A 16,111-nucleotide genomic window follows, 5' to 3' on the forward strand; every position below is an offset into this window, starting at 1 on the left:
TAGCAGCTAAGCAGGCACAAGGCACTATGGTCGCAGAGCGAATAGTTGCGCAGCCACGCCCGGCGGATGGCCGCATGGTGGCATCCTTTGCACAGCAACGACTGTGGTTTATCGACCGCTTACAGGGCGGCTCGGCGCAATACAATATGCCGGCGGCGTTTGAAGTGCGCGGTGCGCTGGACCTGAATGCGGTCGAGGCGGCGCTGAACACCATCGTTGCTCGTCACGAAGTACTGCGCAGTGTCTATCGGGACGGCGACTCGGGAACAGAGCAGGTGATCCAGACTGACCCGCGCTTTACGCTGGATTATCAAGACATCAGTACGCTGGACGCTACGACGCAGCAGCAGACGCTCACTGACACGATCCAGCGCTTACAGTCACAACCGTTTGACCTGAGCAGGGACCTGATGATCCGGGCTGCGTATATAGATACGGGTGCCGATTCCGAGCATGCGTCTGTGTTACTGTTTAATATCCATCATATCGCTTCTGACGGGTGGTCGTTGCAGGTGCTGATGAAAGAGTTTGTACAGCTTTATCGGGCCTTCAACCAAAAACAACCTGACCCGCTGACTCCGTTACCGATTCAGTACGCTGATTATGCCCACTGGCAACATAGCTACCTGAGCGGCGCGGTTCTGGAGCGCCAGTTAACCTACTGGAATGAGCAATTATCTGATCTGCCTCCGGTACACAGCCTGCCGCTGGACCACCCGCGTCCGCAGATCAAGCAGCATGTCGGGGATCTGGTACAGGGTAATCTGGATAGTGATGTCGCGGCTGGGTTGGCTGAGCTGGCTCAATCGCAGGGACTGACCTCCTTTATGCTATTACACAGCGCGCTTTCATTATTGCTGAGCAGGCACAGTAACAGCAAAGACGTGGTGATAGGCACACCGGTTGCGAATCGCACACAGACTGAGCTTGAGTCTTTAATCGGCTTTTTTGTCAATACCCTGGTGCTGAGAGTGAGCACGGCTCAGCCCGACATAACGCGTTACTTAGAGCATGTTAAAGCGGTGCATCTTGGCGCACAGTCGCATCAGGACGTACCGTTTGAGCAGCTGGTCGAGCGCTTAAATGTGCCCAGAAGTACAGCACATTCGCCACTATTTCAAATTATGCTCACCACGCAGACTGATTATGGCCTTGATGATCAGGCCACTGAGCAGGGGGAGCTGGACCTGAACGGGGCTGCACTGACTATGCGTGGCGCAGCACAGACCGTGGCCAAATTCGATATTGAAGTCAACATGAGTACGTCAGTGCAGGGGGTTGCGATTAACTGGGTGTATGACAAAGCCTTGTTTACGCATGCGCACATCAGTACGCTAAATCGCCATCTGATGCAGATATTAACTCAGCTATCACAGCTGCAATCCACGTCGGTGCCGTTAAGCAGCATCGCGTTGCTATCCGCACAGGAGCGAACGCACTTACTTGAGACACTCAATCCGGCACCGGTTGATTATGACACTACGCTGACGATGGCGCAGTGGATTGAACGTCAGGTCGCTAAAACCCCGACGCAAACCGCGCTATGTTACGAAGGGCAGACACTGAGCTATCAGTCTCTCAATGATAAAGCGAACCAGCTGGCCAGGCACCTGCGTGCGGCGCATCAGGTTGTTCCCGGCACTCTGGTGGGTGTGTGCATGACCCGCTCCCTGGAAATGGTGATCGGCATACTGGCCATACTGAAAGCCGGTGGTGCCTATGTACCGCTTGACCCGACACTGCCAGAAACACGTCTGGACTATATGCTGGCACACGCAGGTATTACGAGCATCTTGACGCAAAGTGACCATCAGCTTAAGTGCCTGGAAAATAAAGAAAATGTGCCTGCACTGATCCTGATGGATGGATACGCGCAGGACGCGACACGTTTTGAACACTATGCAACGCAGGACCTGAGTCCGCAGGAAACCGGGCTGAGTGCTCAGGATATGGCCTATATGATTTATACCTCAGGGTCGACGGGTAAGCCAAAGGGAGTATTAGTCAGCCATCAGGCTTTGGTGAACCGGGTTGACTGGATGGATAAGCAGTACGGGTGTGATAGCCACGATGTTATTTTGCAAAAAACACCATTTGGTTTTGATGTCTCTGTGTGGGAGTTTATGTGGCCGTTGTGCCGGGGCGCTCAGATGGTACTGGCGCGACCTGAGGGACATAAAGATCCACAATATCTGTGTCAGTTAATTCGCCAAAGCGGTGTGACCAAGCTGCACTTTGTTCCTTCCATGCTGGGCATCATGCTGGATTATGGTGTGCTGGCACAGTGCACCAGTATTCGTCAGGTATTCTGTAGCGGGGAGGCGTTACAGGTTAAGCAGGTACAGGGCTTCAGAGCCAGTTTGCCTGAGGCACAATTACACAATCTCTATGGGCCAACCGAAGCGGCAATTGATGTCAGCTACTGGGATTGCTCGCAGCCAATCAGCACCACAGTACCCATAGGTAAACCTATTCAGAACATCCAGCTGTTGATCCTCGATGATGAATTGCAGCTGGTGCCCTTTGGCAGTGCCGGAGAGTTGTTTATCGGCGGAGATGGTCTGGCCTGGGGATACCATAACCAGCCAGAGCTGACTGCTGAGCGGTTCGTTACCAATCCCTACCAGAACGAAATGGGCGGGCGGGCCAGTGCCCGATTGTACCGAACCGGTGATTTAGTGCGTTATCTCGATAACGGCGATATTGAGTATCTCGGGCGCAGTGATGATCAGATAAAGATCAATGGACTACGCATCGAGCTGGGAGAAATAGAAAGCGTTTTACTGGCACAACCAGAAGTGGATTCAGCCCTGGTTACCACCATTGAGCTGGACCAGGCTACCCCGACTCTGGTGGCCTATTTTAAAAGCACGCTAAGTGCCACGGAGCTGGATGAAGCACAGCTGACAGCGCAGTTACAGGAGTGCCTGAGCCAGAGTTTACCGGCCTATATGGTGCCGACGCTGTTGTGCCATGTTTCACCCTGGCCTGTGACCGCAAATGGCAAAGTTGATCGGCGCGCTCTGCCAACGCCAGCGCGCAAAAACGTGGTAGCACGCGCGCCACAAACGGACATGGAAAAGCAGCTGGCGACCTTGTGGCAGCAGGTACTGCAGTGCCCGACTCAGACAATTTATAAAGAGAGTGACTTTTTTGCGCTCGGGGGCAGTTCACTGAAACTGATCACGCTGGCGATGTTGATTGAAAAATCGTTCGCCTGTGCAGTGGCGCTGGAGCAGTTGTTTAAAACAACGCAGCTGGCAGCTCAGGCAGATCTTATTGCAGCGGGCGGCACCGAACAGGCGACGCCACAGCTGAAACCTTTAAACAACAGCGCCGATGCGGCATTCACTGTGTTGTGTTTGCCGGGCGCGGCCGACCTGGCGCGCAGCTTTACGCCGCTAGCTCAAGCCCTGGAGGGAGAAGGGGCGGTCTATGGCTATGAACACTTGCCTGAACACGCAGCAGCCTTAAGCATTCAGGCGTATGCAAATGAATATTGCACGCATATTCGCAGCCATTTTATGCAGCCACTGAAAGCAGGGCGCCTGGTGCTATTAGGTCACTCTATGGGTGGACTATTGGCGGCTGAGATCAGCAAGCAACTGGCATCGTACTCGCCTGCGCTGACCATATTGCTGGACAGCTATATAGCCTGTTCCGATGTCAGTGAGACCAACACAGAGCAGGCTCTACAGGCACTGATTAAACAGCTGGCGATCCCCGCTGGTTTTGCCGAGCAGTTTGAACGTCTGATGCTACGTCACACCAGTCTGGCCAAAGGCTATCAGCTGACGAGCGAAGTGGCACAGCGTTGCTTCCTGATTGGTGCCCGGGCAAACCCCAGCTGGACCGAAACCTATCAGATATTTTTGAGAGATAAATTACAGCTGCCTCACAGCAGTGTGACCGGCGATCACTATTCAATATTGTGGCAGGAAAACAGCAAAGAACTTGCTGCCCAGATAAAACAGCAGATTGATCAGCGGATTGGCAAACAACAGTTACAACAAGAGAGATTTGAAGATGACAGTGTTAGAGAAGTATAGCGTGGAGGATTTACAGTCAGTAAAGGGCATGCCTCTGCTACTGGAGGTTGCCCTGGACGGGCAAAGAGCCACTCACTGGGCGGCGGAGTATGGGGCACAAATAGATGCCTTGCTCGATGCCAATGGTGCGATATTGTTGCGTGGTCTCAATATCATGAGCAGTAAACAATTCGGTCAGGTATTAAGTACCCTGTTTGATGCTGAACTGTTGAATTATTCCTATCGCTCAACGCCGCGTACTGAGTTGAAGGGCAACGTCTACACGGCAACGGAATATCACCCGGATGAAGTGATCCCGCAGCACAATGAGCACGCTTATTCAAACAAGTGGGCGATGCGACTGGGGCTATGTTGTCTGTTACCCCCGCAGGCCGGAGGTGAAACTCCGATTGCTGACAGCCGCGAAGTCTTTAATCGTATTCCGCGAGAGATCCGCGAAAAGTTTGCCGCGAAGAAAGTGAAATATGTGCGCAATTACGGTGATATCGACTTGCCATGGAGTGAAGTATTTCAGACCACAGATAAACATGAAGTAGAAAAGTATTGTGTCAGTAATCAGCTCGATTTTGAGTGGATCGGCGAACATCGCCTGCGCACCTCACAGATCAACCCGGCAATTGCCCGACATCCTAAAACCGGCGAGCAGGTGTGGTTCAATCAGGCGCATTTGTTCCATGTGTCCTCGTTGGGTGAGGAAACCTGCGCCCAGCTGCTTAGTGCCTGTGGTGAAGGTGGCTTACCACGCAACGCGTTTTACGGTGATGGTGAGCCACTTGAACCCGACGTGCTGGATATTATTCGTGCAGCTTATGATGACACCACACTGTACACCCCCTGGCAAAAAGGCGACTTGATGCTGGTAGACAATATGTTGTTTACCCATGGCAGAAGGCCCTTTAGTGGTGATCGCAAAGTACTCGTTGGCATGGCCAGAGAACATGGTTGGTAAGCACTTGCTGTGCGTGCCCTAAAGCAATAATAAGCAATACCAAAATAACACATAATTTGAATTGGACAGCGGGTCCGGTTCACAGTGGAGAACAGAGATGGACATTACCATTGAAGAGCAAAAGAAGTTTAACTGGCGGTACGTCAAAATTGCGCTGGCCGCGGTGGTGATCATGGCTTGTGCCTGGTGGCTTAAAAGCTATTTTGGACAGGCAACCGCCCTGGTTGACAGTACCGATGTGCGTACGGCAAAAGTGCAAACCGGGCAGTTCCAGGTGAGTGTCAGAGGCATGGGGGTACTTAAACCCAAAGAAGTGATCTGGGTGGCGTCGGAAGTGGCCGGGCGGGTAGAGAAAGTCTTTGTAAAGGCCGGTGCGGTGGTTGAAAAAGGACAGCCCATCGTCAAACTCAATAACCCTAAACTGTCGCTGGTACTGGCGAATGCGCAAGCCAAGCTGGAAAAAACCATTGCCGAAAATACCGCCCAGTATGCTCAATTCGAATCTGACTTGCTGGACGCAGAGGCAGCGGTAAAGCGGGCTAAAATGACACACCAGGGCAATGAGCTGGAGCTGAATGCGCAGCGCAAACTGCGTGAGATGGGCAACAGCAGTGTGTCACAGATTAAGTTCAAGCGTACCGAATTTACAGTACAAAGCAGCAAGCTGGATCACGAACTACAGAAGCAGCGACTGGAAAAATTAAAGCTCAATATTGAAGCGCAGAAGCAGGCCCACAAAGCACAGCAGCAGACCCTGCAACAAGAACTGGCCAGAGCTCAGGAGCAGCTTGATAACCTGTATGTACGTGCCGCAATGGATGGCGTGCTACAAAGCATGGATCTGGAATTGGGTCAGGATGTCGCAGAAGGCGGCAGTGTTGGCAAAATCGCCAATCCGCGCAGTTTGATCGCAGAAATAGATGTGCAGGAGTTACAAATCAAGGATGTCACACCCGGGTTAGCGGTCACCATAGATACGCGCAAATCTCAGATCCAGGGCGTTGTATCACGCGTCAGCCCTCAGGTTGAAAAGGGCCTGGTTGCGGTGGAAGTGGATCTGATAGATACCCTGCCCAGTGAAGCAAGGCCTGAACTGTCAATTGAAGGGGTGATTAATATCACCGACAAACCCAATACTTTGTTCGTTGCCAAGCCCGCGTTTGCCGAAGAATATCAAAGTGCCAAGCTCTTTAAAGTGGATCGTAAAGGCAATATTGCGCAGGCCGTGCAGGTCAGATTTGGACAAAGTTCTGTGAATTTTATCGAGATTACTGAGGGCCTGAATAACGGTGATACCGTAATTATTTCCGCCACCGACAACTTTGCTAATAACGAAAAAATATTTTTACATAATTAGGACAGCACAATGAGCAACATACTAGAACTTAAGAATATCAGTAAATATTTTCAGTTCGACGAGCTGAAAACGATGGCTTTATCAGACATTAGCTTCTCAGTGAAAGGAGGAGAATATGTCTCAATAAATGGGCCTTCGGGGTGTGGAAAATCCACCTTACTGTCTATTTTGGGGATGCTGGATACGCCTTCTGGCGGCCAGTACTTTCTGTCGGGCAATGACGTGTCAAACCTGAGCCGGGATCAACGTGCTACCGTACGTTGCAATCATATTGGTTTTGTATTTCAGTCTTTTAACCTGATCAGTGATCTGACCATAGAGGAAAATGTTATTTTACCACTGACTTACCAGGACAAGTACAATGCTAAAGAAGCGAAAGAAAAAGCCTTGTCGGTGCTTGAGCAGGTTGACATGTTACATCGGGTAAAACACTTTCCGTCTGCGTTGTCAGGTGGTCAGCAACAACGTATTGCGATTGCCAGAGCACTGGTTAACGATCCCAAACTGATCCTGGCGGACGAACCAACGGGTAATCTGGATTCAAAAAATGCCGATATCGTACTTCAGCTGTTTGATGATCTACATCAGCAAGGGCGTACCATTTGCATGGTCACGCATGACCCACGATCATCTGCCTGCGCCAGCCGCAGAATTGATATCTTTGATGGCCAGCTTGTCAGTGATAAACCACTGCCTGAGCTGGCAAAAAGCGCTTGAGGTAAGGGGCTATGGGTTTTTTAATTGATATTCGCTATGCCCTCAGGCTGCTAGCGAAAGCACCGAAATTCACCATGCTGGTGACTTTTATACTGACCGCAGGATTGACGATCAGCTTGCTGACTTTCAACATGGTCTATACCATTTCGTTTAAGCCGTTACAGGGTAAAGACGCCAGCAGCATTGTGACACCACACCTGACAGGCAGTACGCGGGTGCTGACATTTGAAGACGTCACGCAACTGGGTCAGTCGCAATTTGGCGCGGTGTACGATGAGTATACTTTGCATTACCGTGAAGAAGTACGTATGGACAACCAGGGGCAGGGCGTCAGTCTGCTCGGTGAAAAGGTGATGCCAAACTTCTTTTCCTTCACCCGGACTGAACCGCTGCTGGGCAGGACTTTTAATCATAACGATGGCGTTGCAGGCCAGGCACCAGTGGTGGCGTTAAGTTATCATGTCTGGCAAACCGTGTTTGCAGGTCGGGAAACGATCCTTGGCGAGCATATTCGTCTCGCAGGAAAAAGCTATGAAGTGGTTGCGGTGATGCCCGAAGGCTATAAATTCCCGGTCACTTCTGATCTGTGGTTACCATTGGATCCTAATCAGTTCGCTCAGTTTGACCTGAAGGACAAACAAGTCAGTGTGCTGGGCCGGCTGCATGACCATGTGTCAGAGGCACAGGCCAATGCGGAACTGGCTGCGGCTCTAACCGCTGTGCGAGAAAGACGTCTGACGCAAAGTGACCGGGTGCAGTTTATTGCCCCCACAGTCACACACATGAGTTTGCAGCAACAGAACATTGAGGGTATGGGCGCCTTTATCTTTATCGGGTTGCAAAGCTTTGCGCTGGCGATTTTATTTATGGCCTGTATTAACACAGGTAACTTGCTGTTCTCTCGCTCCATTGAGCGACAGAAAGAAACGGCTATCCGTGGTGCCCTGGGCGCTAAAACAACCCGACTGGTACGCCAGCTGGTCTGTGAAGGGGGGTTAATTACCGTACTCGGCGGCACGCTGGCCATTGTGCTGACAACTATTTTATTATCAGTGCTTAATGGCATTTTGCAGGCAAGTTTAGGTAATGGCATGCCGTTTTGGTGGAACTGGCACCTGGACTGGCAGACATTAAGTATGGCAGTACTATTTATTCTGTTTACGTTTTTCTTTGCCTGCGTTTTACCGGCCGTGAAAGCCGCTAAGATGGATATTAATACAGTATTGCGCGACGGCACCCGAGGTTCGCTGGGCAGAGGCGCAGGTCGTTTGTCGCGTATTATTGTGACTATTCAGGTTGCGATCATTGCTGTACTCATGTTGTCGGGCAGTCTGGGTAGTTCCGTTATCTTTAATATTACCGATATGGTGACGGCGGAAAACACCCAGGGGCGCTATGCCGCTTATTTTGATCTGGTGGGGGCTGAGTTTGAACGGCCTGAGCAAAAGGTCAACTTTGTCGAAACCGCCGTGCAGGATCTGGCAAAATTAAGCAGTGTCTCGGAGGCTGATATGATGCAGAACATGGGGCTGAAAAATGTCCGTATGGATGCGCAGTCACGAGTCCGAGTCGATGTGATGGGGACACTTGGCAAGTTGGCATTCTTTGACCAAACCCTGCTTGAAGGACGGGGGATAGATGCCCGAGACAACAGCGAAAACCTGCGTGTTGTCCTTGTCAGCGAGTCGTTTGCCAAGCGTCACTTCAATACTCAGTCTGCGCTGGGTAAGCAATTAGACATTGAGCTGGACGATAAATATGTCACCCACACTGTCGTAGGTATTGTCAGCGATCGCAGTGGTAACACTCAGGGTATGTATGCCCCCCTGGCAGAATACGATGAATTGTATGTGTCTTACCTGCAATCGCCATACGAGTGGGTTCAGCTGATCTTTGAGCAACAATCTGGCATGCAGTCTGCCCAGCAGGACTTCTATACCTGGCTTGGACGCAGTGATTACCAGGATCAGTTCTCCTTTATCGTTGATCTGGAGAAAAATGCCAATCTGTATGCCGATATGCTGGGGATCATGTCAAATGGCGTGATTTACTCGGGTGTATTCTCATTATTTCTGGCCCTGATGGGCGTGTATGGGGTATCTGCGGCGTCGGTCAGTATGCGTAGTCACGAAATTGGCATTCGTCGTGCACTGGGTGCGAAAGACCACGCGATCACCATCTTGTTTCTAAAACGCAATATGGGTCCATTGCTGATTGGCCTTGGTATTGGTCTGGTAGTTTATGTGTTGAGCTGCATGGTGTTTGCTTCCATGATAGGGTCTAAGATTGGCCTGGCAACCTATATTGCGATAGCCCTGATAACCAGCACCTTGTTGACCAGTATGTTGTTGTTATCCGGTTATGTACCAACGCGGCGTGCTGTTCAGGATGAACCGGTTGCGGCCCTCAGAGCAGAGTAAGCCGATGGGCCAGGCAGGGGAATGAGGTGCCTGGCCCATGTGTATTGACATAATCAAACTGCCAGCAACTTCTGCATGACCTTAGACTGGGGGGCACGAAAAATTGCTTCACAGTGTCCATATTCCACACTTTTTCCCCGGCTCAATACCAGTAACTTATCACTCATGTGGCGAACCAGACTGAGATGATGGGTGATCAGGATATAGCTCAACCCGGAATCACGTTGCAGTTCCAGTAGCAAGTTTACGGTTTGCGCCCGAACTGACGGGTCGAGTGACGACAATGCTTCATCCAGTACCACCACTTTGGGGTCCAGGATCAAGGCGCGCGCCAGTGCCACACGCTGCAATTGCCCACCACTGAACATATGGGGATAGTAATCGTAGTGCTCGGAAAGTAGGCCAACACGAGATAAGGTTGCATTGATCTTTTTGTCGCGCTGACGCTTGGTGAGCTGGGTATTTAAGCGCAGGCAGTCGTCCAGCATATCCCCTATGGTCAGACCCGGATTGAGTGAGCGAGTCGGATCCTGAAAGATAAGCCGGATATGACGACAATCATGGTTGTGATGACCGTTGTCTTCAATCATCTCACCACTTAGCAGGATCTGCCCCGAATCGGCATGCTCTGCGCCCGCGAGAACCCGGGCCAGGGTACTTTTACCTGAGCCGGTTTCACCAATCACCGCCAGCGTTTCGCCCGGTGCCACGGCAAAAGAAACGTCTTTAAGCACCTTAACGCGCTTGCGTCGGAACAGGCCTGCCCGGGTGTTAAAGGTTTTATTCAATGACTGCACCTTCAGCACGGGTTGCATTTTTTCTTCTCCTGAAGCAATGGAAAGTGGCAGGCATAGGCGTGCCCATGCGATTTCACCTGATCTGGTGTGACTACACACTCACGCTGTGCTTGCGGGCAACGAGGGCCCAGCCGACAGCCAATTGGTAAGTGCTGTAAAGGCGGAATGGTGCCTTTGAGTGCAAAGAAAGACGCTTTGTGGCCAGTTCCATGGGCGTAGTCGGGCAAAGATTTCACCAGCGCCTGCGTATAGGGGTGATAAGGATGGCAAAAGACTTTTGTTGTGGGCCCCGCCTCAACCATCTGGCCACAATAGAGTACATGCATGGCATGAGACCAGTCGGCGATTTCTTCCAGCTCATGGGTGATCATCAAGATCGACATGTTTTTAAGCTGATTAAGGCTTTTTAATAAGCGAAAAACCTGTGCCCGGGTGGTGGTTTCGAGTGCCGTAGTGGGTTCATCGGCAATCAGTAACTTGGGGCTTCTGGCAATGGCCATCGCTATCATCACCTTCTGACAGACGCCTTCCGAGAGCTCATGAGGGTAGCTACCGGACACCCGGCGGTGATCCCGGATCCCCACTTTGTGCAGCAGGGCTTTGACCTTTTCTTTGCGCTCATTGCGGCGGCTGAAAAAGCCCCCTTTAAAACAATTATCGGGCAAAGATTCAGCGACTTGCTCAAAAATCTTAGCGGTTGGGTCAAGGCTTCGGCTGGGCTCCTGGTAGATCATGGCAATATCCCGGCTTACCAGTTTACGACGTTTCTCCGGGCTCAGGCGCATCAGATCAACCCCTTGCCAGTGCATCCGATCCGCGGTGACCCGCCAGCGGTTGTTTAAAACCCCGACAATGGCTTTGGCTATCAGACTTTTACCTGAACCGGATTCACCCACAAGCGCATGCACTTCACCTTCTTTCAGACTCATACTGACCCGGTCAACGGCGCGGATCACACCATTGTCCGTAGGTAACTCTATGGTGAGGTTTTTGATATCAAGTAATTGCATTAATCCGCCTTTCTCGCCTGCAATGCGTCACGTAACCCGTCTCCGACAAGGTTAGTTGCAAGCACCGATAAAAACAATAGCGCCCCGGGCAAGCCCACGGTCCAGGGGGCAAGGTAAATGAGGCCCAGATTTTCTGCCAGCATCGCACCCCACTCGGTGGTGGGCGGCTGAGCTCCGAGCTTCAAAAAGCCCAGTGCTGCAATATCCAGAATTGCTGTAGACAATGCCAGTGTGAATATCACCACGATATGTTCATAAATATTGGGTAGTACGCCTCGTACTATCAACTGCCAACGATTGGCGCCATCCAACCTGAATGCACTGATATAGTCTTTGTTAAGTTCTTCAACCACCAGATTGCGGATCGAATGAATATATTGAGGAAGCAGCGCGAAAATAATCGCCCACACGGTATTGAATAAGCCCGGGCCCAAAATGGCAATAATGATGATGGCTAGCAGCAGTGAGGGAATGGCCAGCGTGATATCCAGCAAGTGATTGAGCAAGCTCGACTTGAAGCCCTGGCTACATCCGGCCAAAGTGCCCAGCACCACCCCCATCAGGGTGGTTAATAATGCCGCCACAATAGATAATCCAAAGGTATAGGTGGCGCCACGCATCAGACGAGACAATACGTCCCGGCCCAAATCGTCAGTACCCAGGATGAAATTCACGTTGCCCTCATCGTGCCAGGAAGGGGGCAGCAATAAGGCGTCGGCATGTTGTTGATCTATGCCGTAAGGTGCCAGCAGAGGCGCCAGCAACGCAAGCAAAGCAAGCGCAATAAATAGCCACAAGCCGACCAGTGCCGGGTGATTGGCTTTAAACTTTCGCCACAGCCGGGATAACGGAGAGCGGTTCGACTCTTCTGTAAAGAGGTTAAACTTTGCCATGGGCCTGATTCCTGGCTAACGGGTCAAGGAGCGTGTGGATCACATCGGCCAGCATATTGGCGAAAATGACAAAAAAGGAGACCGCAAGCAGTCCCCCCTGAATGGCCGGGTAGTCTCGCTGATAGATACTCTCAATCATCCAGCGACCAATTCCGGGCCAGGAAAAAATCACTTCGGTTACCATGGCCAGCGTGATCAGTGTACTAAATTGCAGACCGATTTGTTTTATTACTGGTAACAGTGCGTTACGCAGAGCATGGTCGAGGATCAGCTGACGGCGGTTGAGGCCTTTTGCCCGAGCCGTTTTAATGTAGTTTTGTTCCAGTACCGTTAACATGGAATCCCGGGTAAAACGCACTAATACGGTGGTTGGGTACATGGCCAGCACCACAGTGGGCAGGGTCAGATGGTGCAGTGCATCTGCAAACGCCTGGCCGCCATAAGGAAAGTCATGTAACCAGATATCCAGCAGGATAAAGTTGGTGACCGCTGGGATCTCATAAAGCAGACCAATACGGCCCGACATGGGGAACCAGCCAAAGCTAAGGCAGAAAATCATAATCAGTAACAAGGCCAACCAGAACACGGGAATAGAGAAACCCAGCAAGGTCAGCGAGCTGATCACTTTGTCCGGCCATTTATTGTGATAGGCACTGGCGACAACACCGGCCGGGATCCCCAGACACAGCGCCACAATCAGTGCATATACACAAAGCTCAATGGTGGCGGGAAATAGCTGTTTAATGTGGCCGAATACAGCCTGGCCCGAGGACAAAGACAGCCCCCAGTCACCCTGAACAAGGCGTACCAGAAAGGCCTGATACTGGACCAGCAGGTTGTCGTCTATGTGATACTTTTGCTCCAGAATTTGTGTCTCGCTGAAGTTGGCATTCAGCTCGCCACTGAAGTTGGTCAGCAGATCACCGGGAAACAAGTAATTCAGCGCAAAGGTAAATGCTGTCAGGGCAAATAGCATAAACAGCAGCAGGCTGAGGCGACGAAACAGAAAGTCAGCAAACATAATTAGTTTTTCCTCGCATTCGCCAAAGAGATGCCGCCGAACGGGCGCAACTCGATGCCCATCACACTGGTATTACTGGCCTGAAAGCGCATGCCATGGGCAATTGGCACCAGCGGTAGTTCGGCAATCAACATTTGCTGAGCCTGTTGATAAAACTCCTTACGCTGCTGCAGATCGGTTGTATCCAGCGCTTGAGTCAGTAATAAGTCAAATTCCGGATTACACCAGTTTGCAGGGTTCTTGCCACTAAAGGCGGCTGTGCAGCTTAACAAAGGGCTGAAAAAGTTATCCGGATCTGGTGTATCTGCGGCCCAGCCCAGCAGCACGCTATCGTGTTCGTGGCGGTCTACACGCTCCAAAAAGGTGTTCCACTCATATTCAACAATGGTCGCACGGATCCCTATTTCACGCAGGTCGCTCTGGATCAGTTCGGCCATTTTTCGGGCATTGGGGTTATAAATGCGCGACACCGGCATAGCCCACAAATCCATTTCAAAGCCATCTGGATACCCTGCCTGTGTCAGAAACTCCCGGGCGCGTTCCGGATCATAGCTGGGCATTGCCTGAGTCTGAAATGCCCAGGAAGAAGGTGGCAATATAGAACGGGCCTGGATCCCGTTGCCGTAAAACACCGCTTTCATGATTTTTTGAAAGTCGATACTGTGTGCCAGTGCTTTGCGCACCAGGACATTATCAAACGGCGGTTTTTCAGTGTTAAACGCCCAGTAGCCAACGTTCAGATTAACGGCTTTATCGACCCGGATATCTTTGCGCGCCGCCAGGGTTTCCAGCTGAGTGGCACTGGGGTGCGCGGTGATGTCGCATTCCTTGGTCAGCATTTTGGCAATGCGGCTGGTATTGTTAGTGGTGATGTCGTACACCAGCTGATCCATGGCCAGGTCGTGTTTCCAGTAACCCGGATGCTTGTGATAGCGGATCAGGTTGTCACGCAAAAAGCCTTTGTACTTGTAGGGGCCGGTGCCCACTGGCAGCATGTCAAAATCCTGTTTTCGCTCCTGTGCTACCAGTTGCATGGCGTACTCCTGCGACAGGATCACCGCAAAGTCAGTGGCAATATTGGATAAAAAGCTACTTTCACTGCTGAATAGTTCAAATCTTACTGTGTAGTCGTCTACCTTGATTATCTGACGGATCAGCTGATCCATGCCAACACTCTGAAAATAGGGGTAATTAGCATCACCGACAAAATGAAACGGATTGTACACATCGAACAGACGGTTAAACGAAAACACCACGTCATCGGCAGTCATAGTCCGGGTGGGGGTAAAATAGTCCGTGCTATGAAAAGAGACATCTTTGCGCAGCGTAAAGGTGACTTGCTTACCATCTTCACTGATCTCCCAGCCGGTTGCCAGTTCAGGGCGAAATTCTGCGGTGAGTGGATCTATGCTGATCAGCGTGTTGTATAGCTGGTTAGCTATGATATCTATGGTTGAACCTGTTGTGGTGACCTGTGGATTAAACGACACCGGATTAGCTTCGGCGCAATAGACGATCCCCTGGATCTTGCGCTGGGTCTGTGCTTTGTTATCACTACAGCCACTGAGCAGCAGAGCGATGAACGCAGTGATGGGTAGCAGCCAGCCTTTGCCCAGATGCTGACACAATGGCACCAGACAGAGTGCCCGGGTCGGTGGTTTATCAGTTGCTCTGTTAGCCACGGCTAAGCCTCTTGTTGCGAGTCCAGTAGATTGTATTTTTTCAGATAGCCCCGTAGCTGATGATAAGTCAGGCCAAGGTTCTGAGCGGTTTTTTTCTGGTTAAACTGGCTATGCTCCAGGGCATTGCGCAGCAGGTCGATTTCAAACTCATTGGAGAGTGACTTCAGATCGCACGGAAACGAGGAAACAGACGGTTTGGTTTGCGGTGCTTCTGCCATAACCACAGGGGCCACAGCTGCCTGAGCTGGGATATCTACGGCTCTTTTAATGCGTTGCGTGGGTCGGTAGGGACTGGCAAACGGGTCGAATACAATCTGGTGCACAGCCAATTGCTCACTGCCATGACGATATAAACTCCGTTCCACCACATTCTTGAGCTCACGAATATTGCCCGGCCAGGGATAATCGAGCAGCAATTCAGTGGCGCTGCGGGTAAAGCCGCTGAATAACGACCAGCCCAGATCGCGGGCCATATTAATAGCAAAATGTTCAGCCAGTAGCAGGATATCTTCTTTACGTTCGCGCAATGGGGGAAGTGTGATAACGTCAAAGGCTAACCGATCGAGTAAGTCGTGGCGAAATTCGCCATGCTCAGCAAGTGTCGGCAGGTCTTCATTGGTGGCGCAGACGAGTCGGGTGTCGACCTTAACTGTTTGTTTACCACCAACCCGTTCAAATTCACCATATTCAATTACCCGCAGGAGTTTTTCCTGCACCATGGCTGAGGTATTGGCAAGCTCATCAAGAAACAGGGTGCCGCCATTGGCACGCTCAAAGCGACCTTCGTGTCGTTTACTGGCACCGGTGAACGCGCCACTCTCGTGACCGAACAGCTCACTTTCCAGTAAGTTCTCGTTCAATGCAGCACAGTTGAGTTTGACATAGTTCTGATCCCAGCGCTCGGATAAGTAGTGTAATCGTGCCGCAATCAACTCTTTACCTGTACCACGCTCACCGATGATCAGCACCGGTTTCTCCAGTGGAGCGAGCTGTGAGACCTGGTCCAATACAGCCAGAAAGCTATCAGACTGGCCGAGTAAATTATCCTGTTGGCGAAACTGGCTCATATTGCCTAACTCTTAGTATTTTTGACTAACATCTAGTGTATTTTAAAAACCGGTGAAGCGAAAGTATTTTTGTATTATTATAACCTTTTGATTCTAATAAAGTAATTTTATTGAAAAGTTGGCAAGCTAATTGATACATCTAATCAGCA

At 51.0% G+C, this 16,111-nt stretch carries 11 protein-coding genes; 5 read left to right on the forward strand and 6 right to left on the reverse strand.

Annotated elements, in window-relative coordinates; genetic code table 11:
• From MHN33_RS22910 to MHN33_RS22930, 5 genes are all read left to right on the forward strand, one after another.
• Positions 1-4,049, forward strand: a 4,049-nt coding sequence (locus MHN33_RS22910) for an amino acid adenylation domain-containing protein (RefSeq protein ID WP_239401701.1), incomplete at its 5' end; no start/stop codon positions are given.
• Positions 4,027-4,998, forward strand: coding sequence for a TauD/TfdA family dioxygenase (locus MHN33_RS22915; protein WP_239401703.1), 972 nt, complete (start codon positions 4,027-4,029; stop codon positions 4,996-4,998). The genes MHN33_RS22910 and MHN33_RS22915, both read left to right, overlap by 23 nt.
• A 97-nt stretch (positions 4,999-5,095) precedes the next feature.
• The gene (locus tag MHN33_RS22920) at positions 5,096-6,355 is read left to right on the forward strand and encodes an HlyD family efflux transporter periplasmic adaptor subunit (RefSeq protein ID WP_239401705.1); all 1,260 of its coding nucleotides are present in this window, start codon (positions 5,096-5,098) and stop codon (positions 6,353-6,355) included.
• Positions 6,356-6,364: 9 nt separating this feature from the next.
• Positions 6,365-7,072: an ABC transporter ATP-binding protein gene (locus tag MHN33_RS22925; protein ID WP_239401707.1), complete on the forward strand. Its 708-nt coding sequence runs from the start codon at positions 6,365-6,367 to the stop codon at positions 7,070-7,072.
• Positions 7,073-7,083: 11 nt separating this feature from the next.
• On the forward strand, positions 7,084-9,492 hold the full coding sequence (locus tag MHN33_RS22930) for an ABC transporter permease (RefSeq protein WP_239401709.1): 2,409 nt from the start codon (positions 7,084-7,086) through the stop codon (positions 9,490-9,492).
• 53 nt (positions 9,493-9,545) lie between these two features.
• On the opposite strand, the gene MHN33_RS22935 is transcribed toward MHN33_RS22930, so the two are convergent.
• The 6 genes from MHN33_RS22935 to pspF form a co-directional block, all read right to left on the reverse strand.
• The gene (locus MHN33_RS22935; protein WP_239401711.1) at positions 9,546-10,307 is read right to left on the reverse strand and encodes an ATP-binding cassette domain-containing protein; all 762 of its coding nucleotides are present in this window, start codon (positions 10,305-10,307) and stop codon (positions 9,546-9,548) included.
• On the reverse strand, positions 10,292-11,299 hold the full coding sequence (locus tag MHN33_RS22940) for an oligopeptide/dipeptide ABC transporter ATP-binding protein (RefSeq protein WP_239401713.1): 1,008 nt from the start codon (positions 11,297-11,299) through the stop codon (positions 10,292-10,294). Before MHN33_RS22940 ends, MHN33_RS22935 begins: the two co-directional genes overlap by 16 nt.
• On the reverse strand, positions 11,299-12,192 hold the full coding sequence (locus MHN33_RS22945) for an ABC transporter permease subunit (protein ID WP_239401715.1): 894 nt from the start codon (positions 12,190-12,192) through the stop codon (positions 11,299-11,301). Before MHN33_RS22945 ends, MHN33_RS22940 begins: the two co-directional genes overlap by 1 nt.
• The gene (locus tag MHN33_RS22950; RefSeq protein ID WP_239401717.1) at positions 12,179-13,213 is read right to left on the reverse strand and encodes an ABC transporter permease subunit; all 1,035 of its coding nucleotides are present in this window, start codon (positions 13,211-13,213) and stop codon (positions 12,179-12,181) included. Before MHN33_RS22950 ends, MHN33_RS22945 begins: the two co-directional genes overlap by 14 nt.
• Positions 13,214-13,215: 2 nt before the next feature.
• Entirely contained in the window at positions 13,216-14,793 is a 1,578-nt protein-coding gene (locus tag MHN33_RS22955) for an ABC transporter substrate-binding protein (RefSeq protein WP_239401773.1), read from the reverse strand.
• A 104-nt stretch (positions 14,794-14,897) separates the two neighbouring features.
• On the reverse strand, positions 14,898-15,962 hold the full coding sequence (gene pspF / locus MHN33_RS22960; protein ID WP_239401719.1) for a phage shock protein operon transcriptional activator: 1,065 nt from the start codon (positions 15,960-15,962) through the stop codon (positions 14,898-14,900).
• Positions 15,963-16,111 lie beyond the last annotated feature (149 nt).

The organism is Pseudoalteromonas sp. OOF1S-7 (genome assembly GCF_022347765.1).
Lineage (GTDB): Bacteria > Pseudomonadota > Gammaproteobacteria > Enterobacterales > Alteromonadaceae > Pseudoalteromonas.

Bases quoted from the DNA above. Each gene is read 5' to 3' on its own strand.
- MHN33_RS22945 (WP_239401715.1), bottom strand. From the start codon at position 12,192: ATGGCAAAGTTTAACCTCTTTACAGAAGAGTCGAACCGCTCTCCGTTA.
- MHN33_RS22940 (WP_239401713.1), bottom strand. From the start codon at position 11,299: ATGCAATTACTTGATATCAAAAACCTCACCATAGAGTTACCTACGGAC.
- MHN33_RS22915 (WP_239401703.1), top strand. From the start codon at position 4,027: ATGACAGTGTTAGAGAAGTATAGCGTGGAGGATTTACAGTCAGTAAAG.
- MHN33_RS22930 (WP_239401709.1), top strand. From the start codon at position 7,084: ATGGGTTTTTTAATTGATATTCGCTATGCCCTCAGGCTGCTAGCGAAA.
- MHN33_RS22920 (WP_239401705.1), top strand. From the start codon at position 5,096: ATGGACATTACCATTGAAGAGCAAAAGAAGTTTAACTGGCGGTACGTC.
- MHN33_RS22935 (WP_239401711.1), bottom strand. From the start codon at position 10,307: ATGCAACCCGTGCTGAAGGTGCAGTCATTGAATAAAACCTTTAACACC.
- pspF (WP_239401719.1), bottom strand. From the start codon at position 15,962: ATGAGCCAGTTTCGCCAACAGGATAATTTACTCGGCCAGTCTGATAGC.
- MHN33_RS22950 (WP_239401717.1), bottom strand. From the start codon at position 13,213: ATGTTTGCTGACTTTCTGTTTCGTCGCCTCAGCCTGCTGCTGTTTATG.
- MHN33_RS22925 (WP_239401707.1), top strand. From the start codon at position 6,365: ATGAGCAACATACTAGAACTTAAGAATATCAGTAAATATTTTCAGTTC.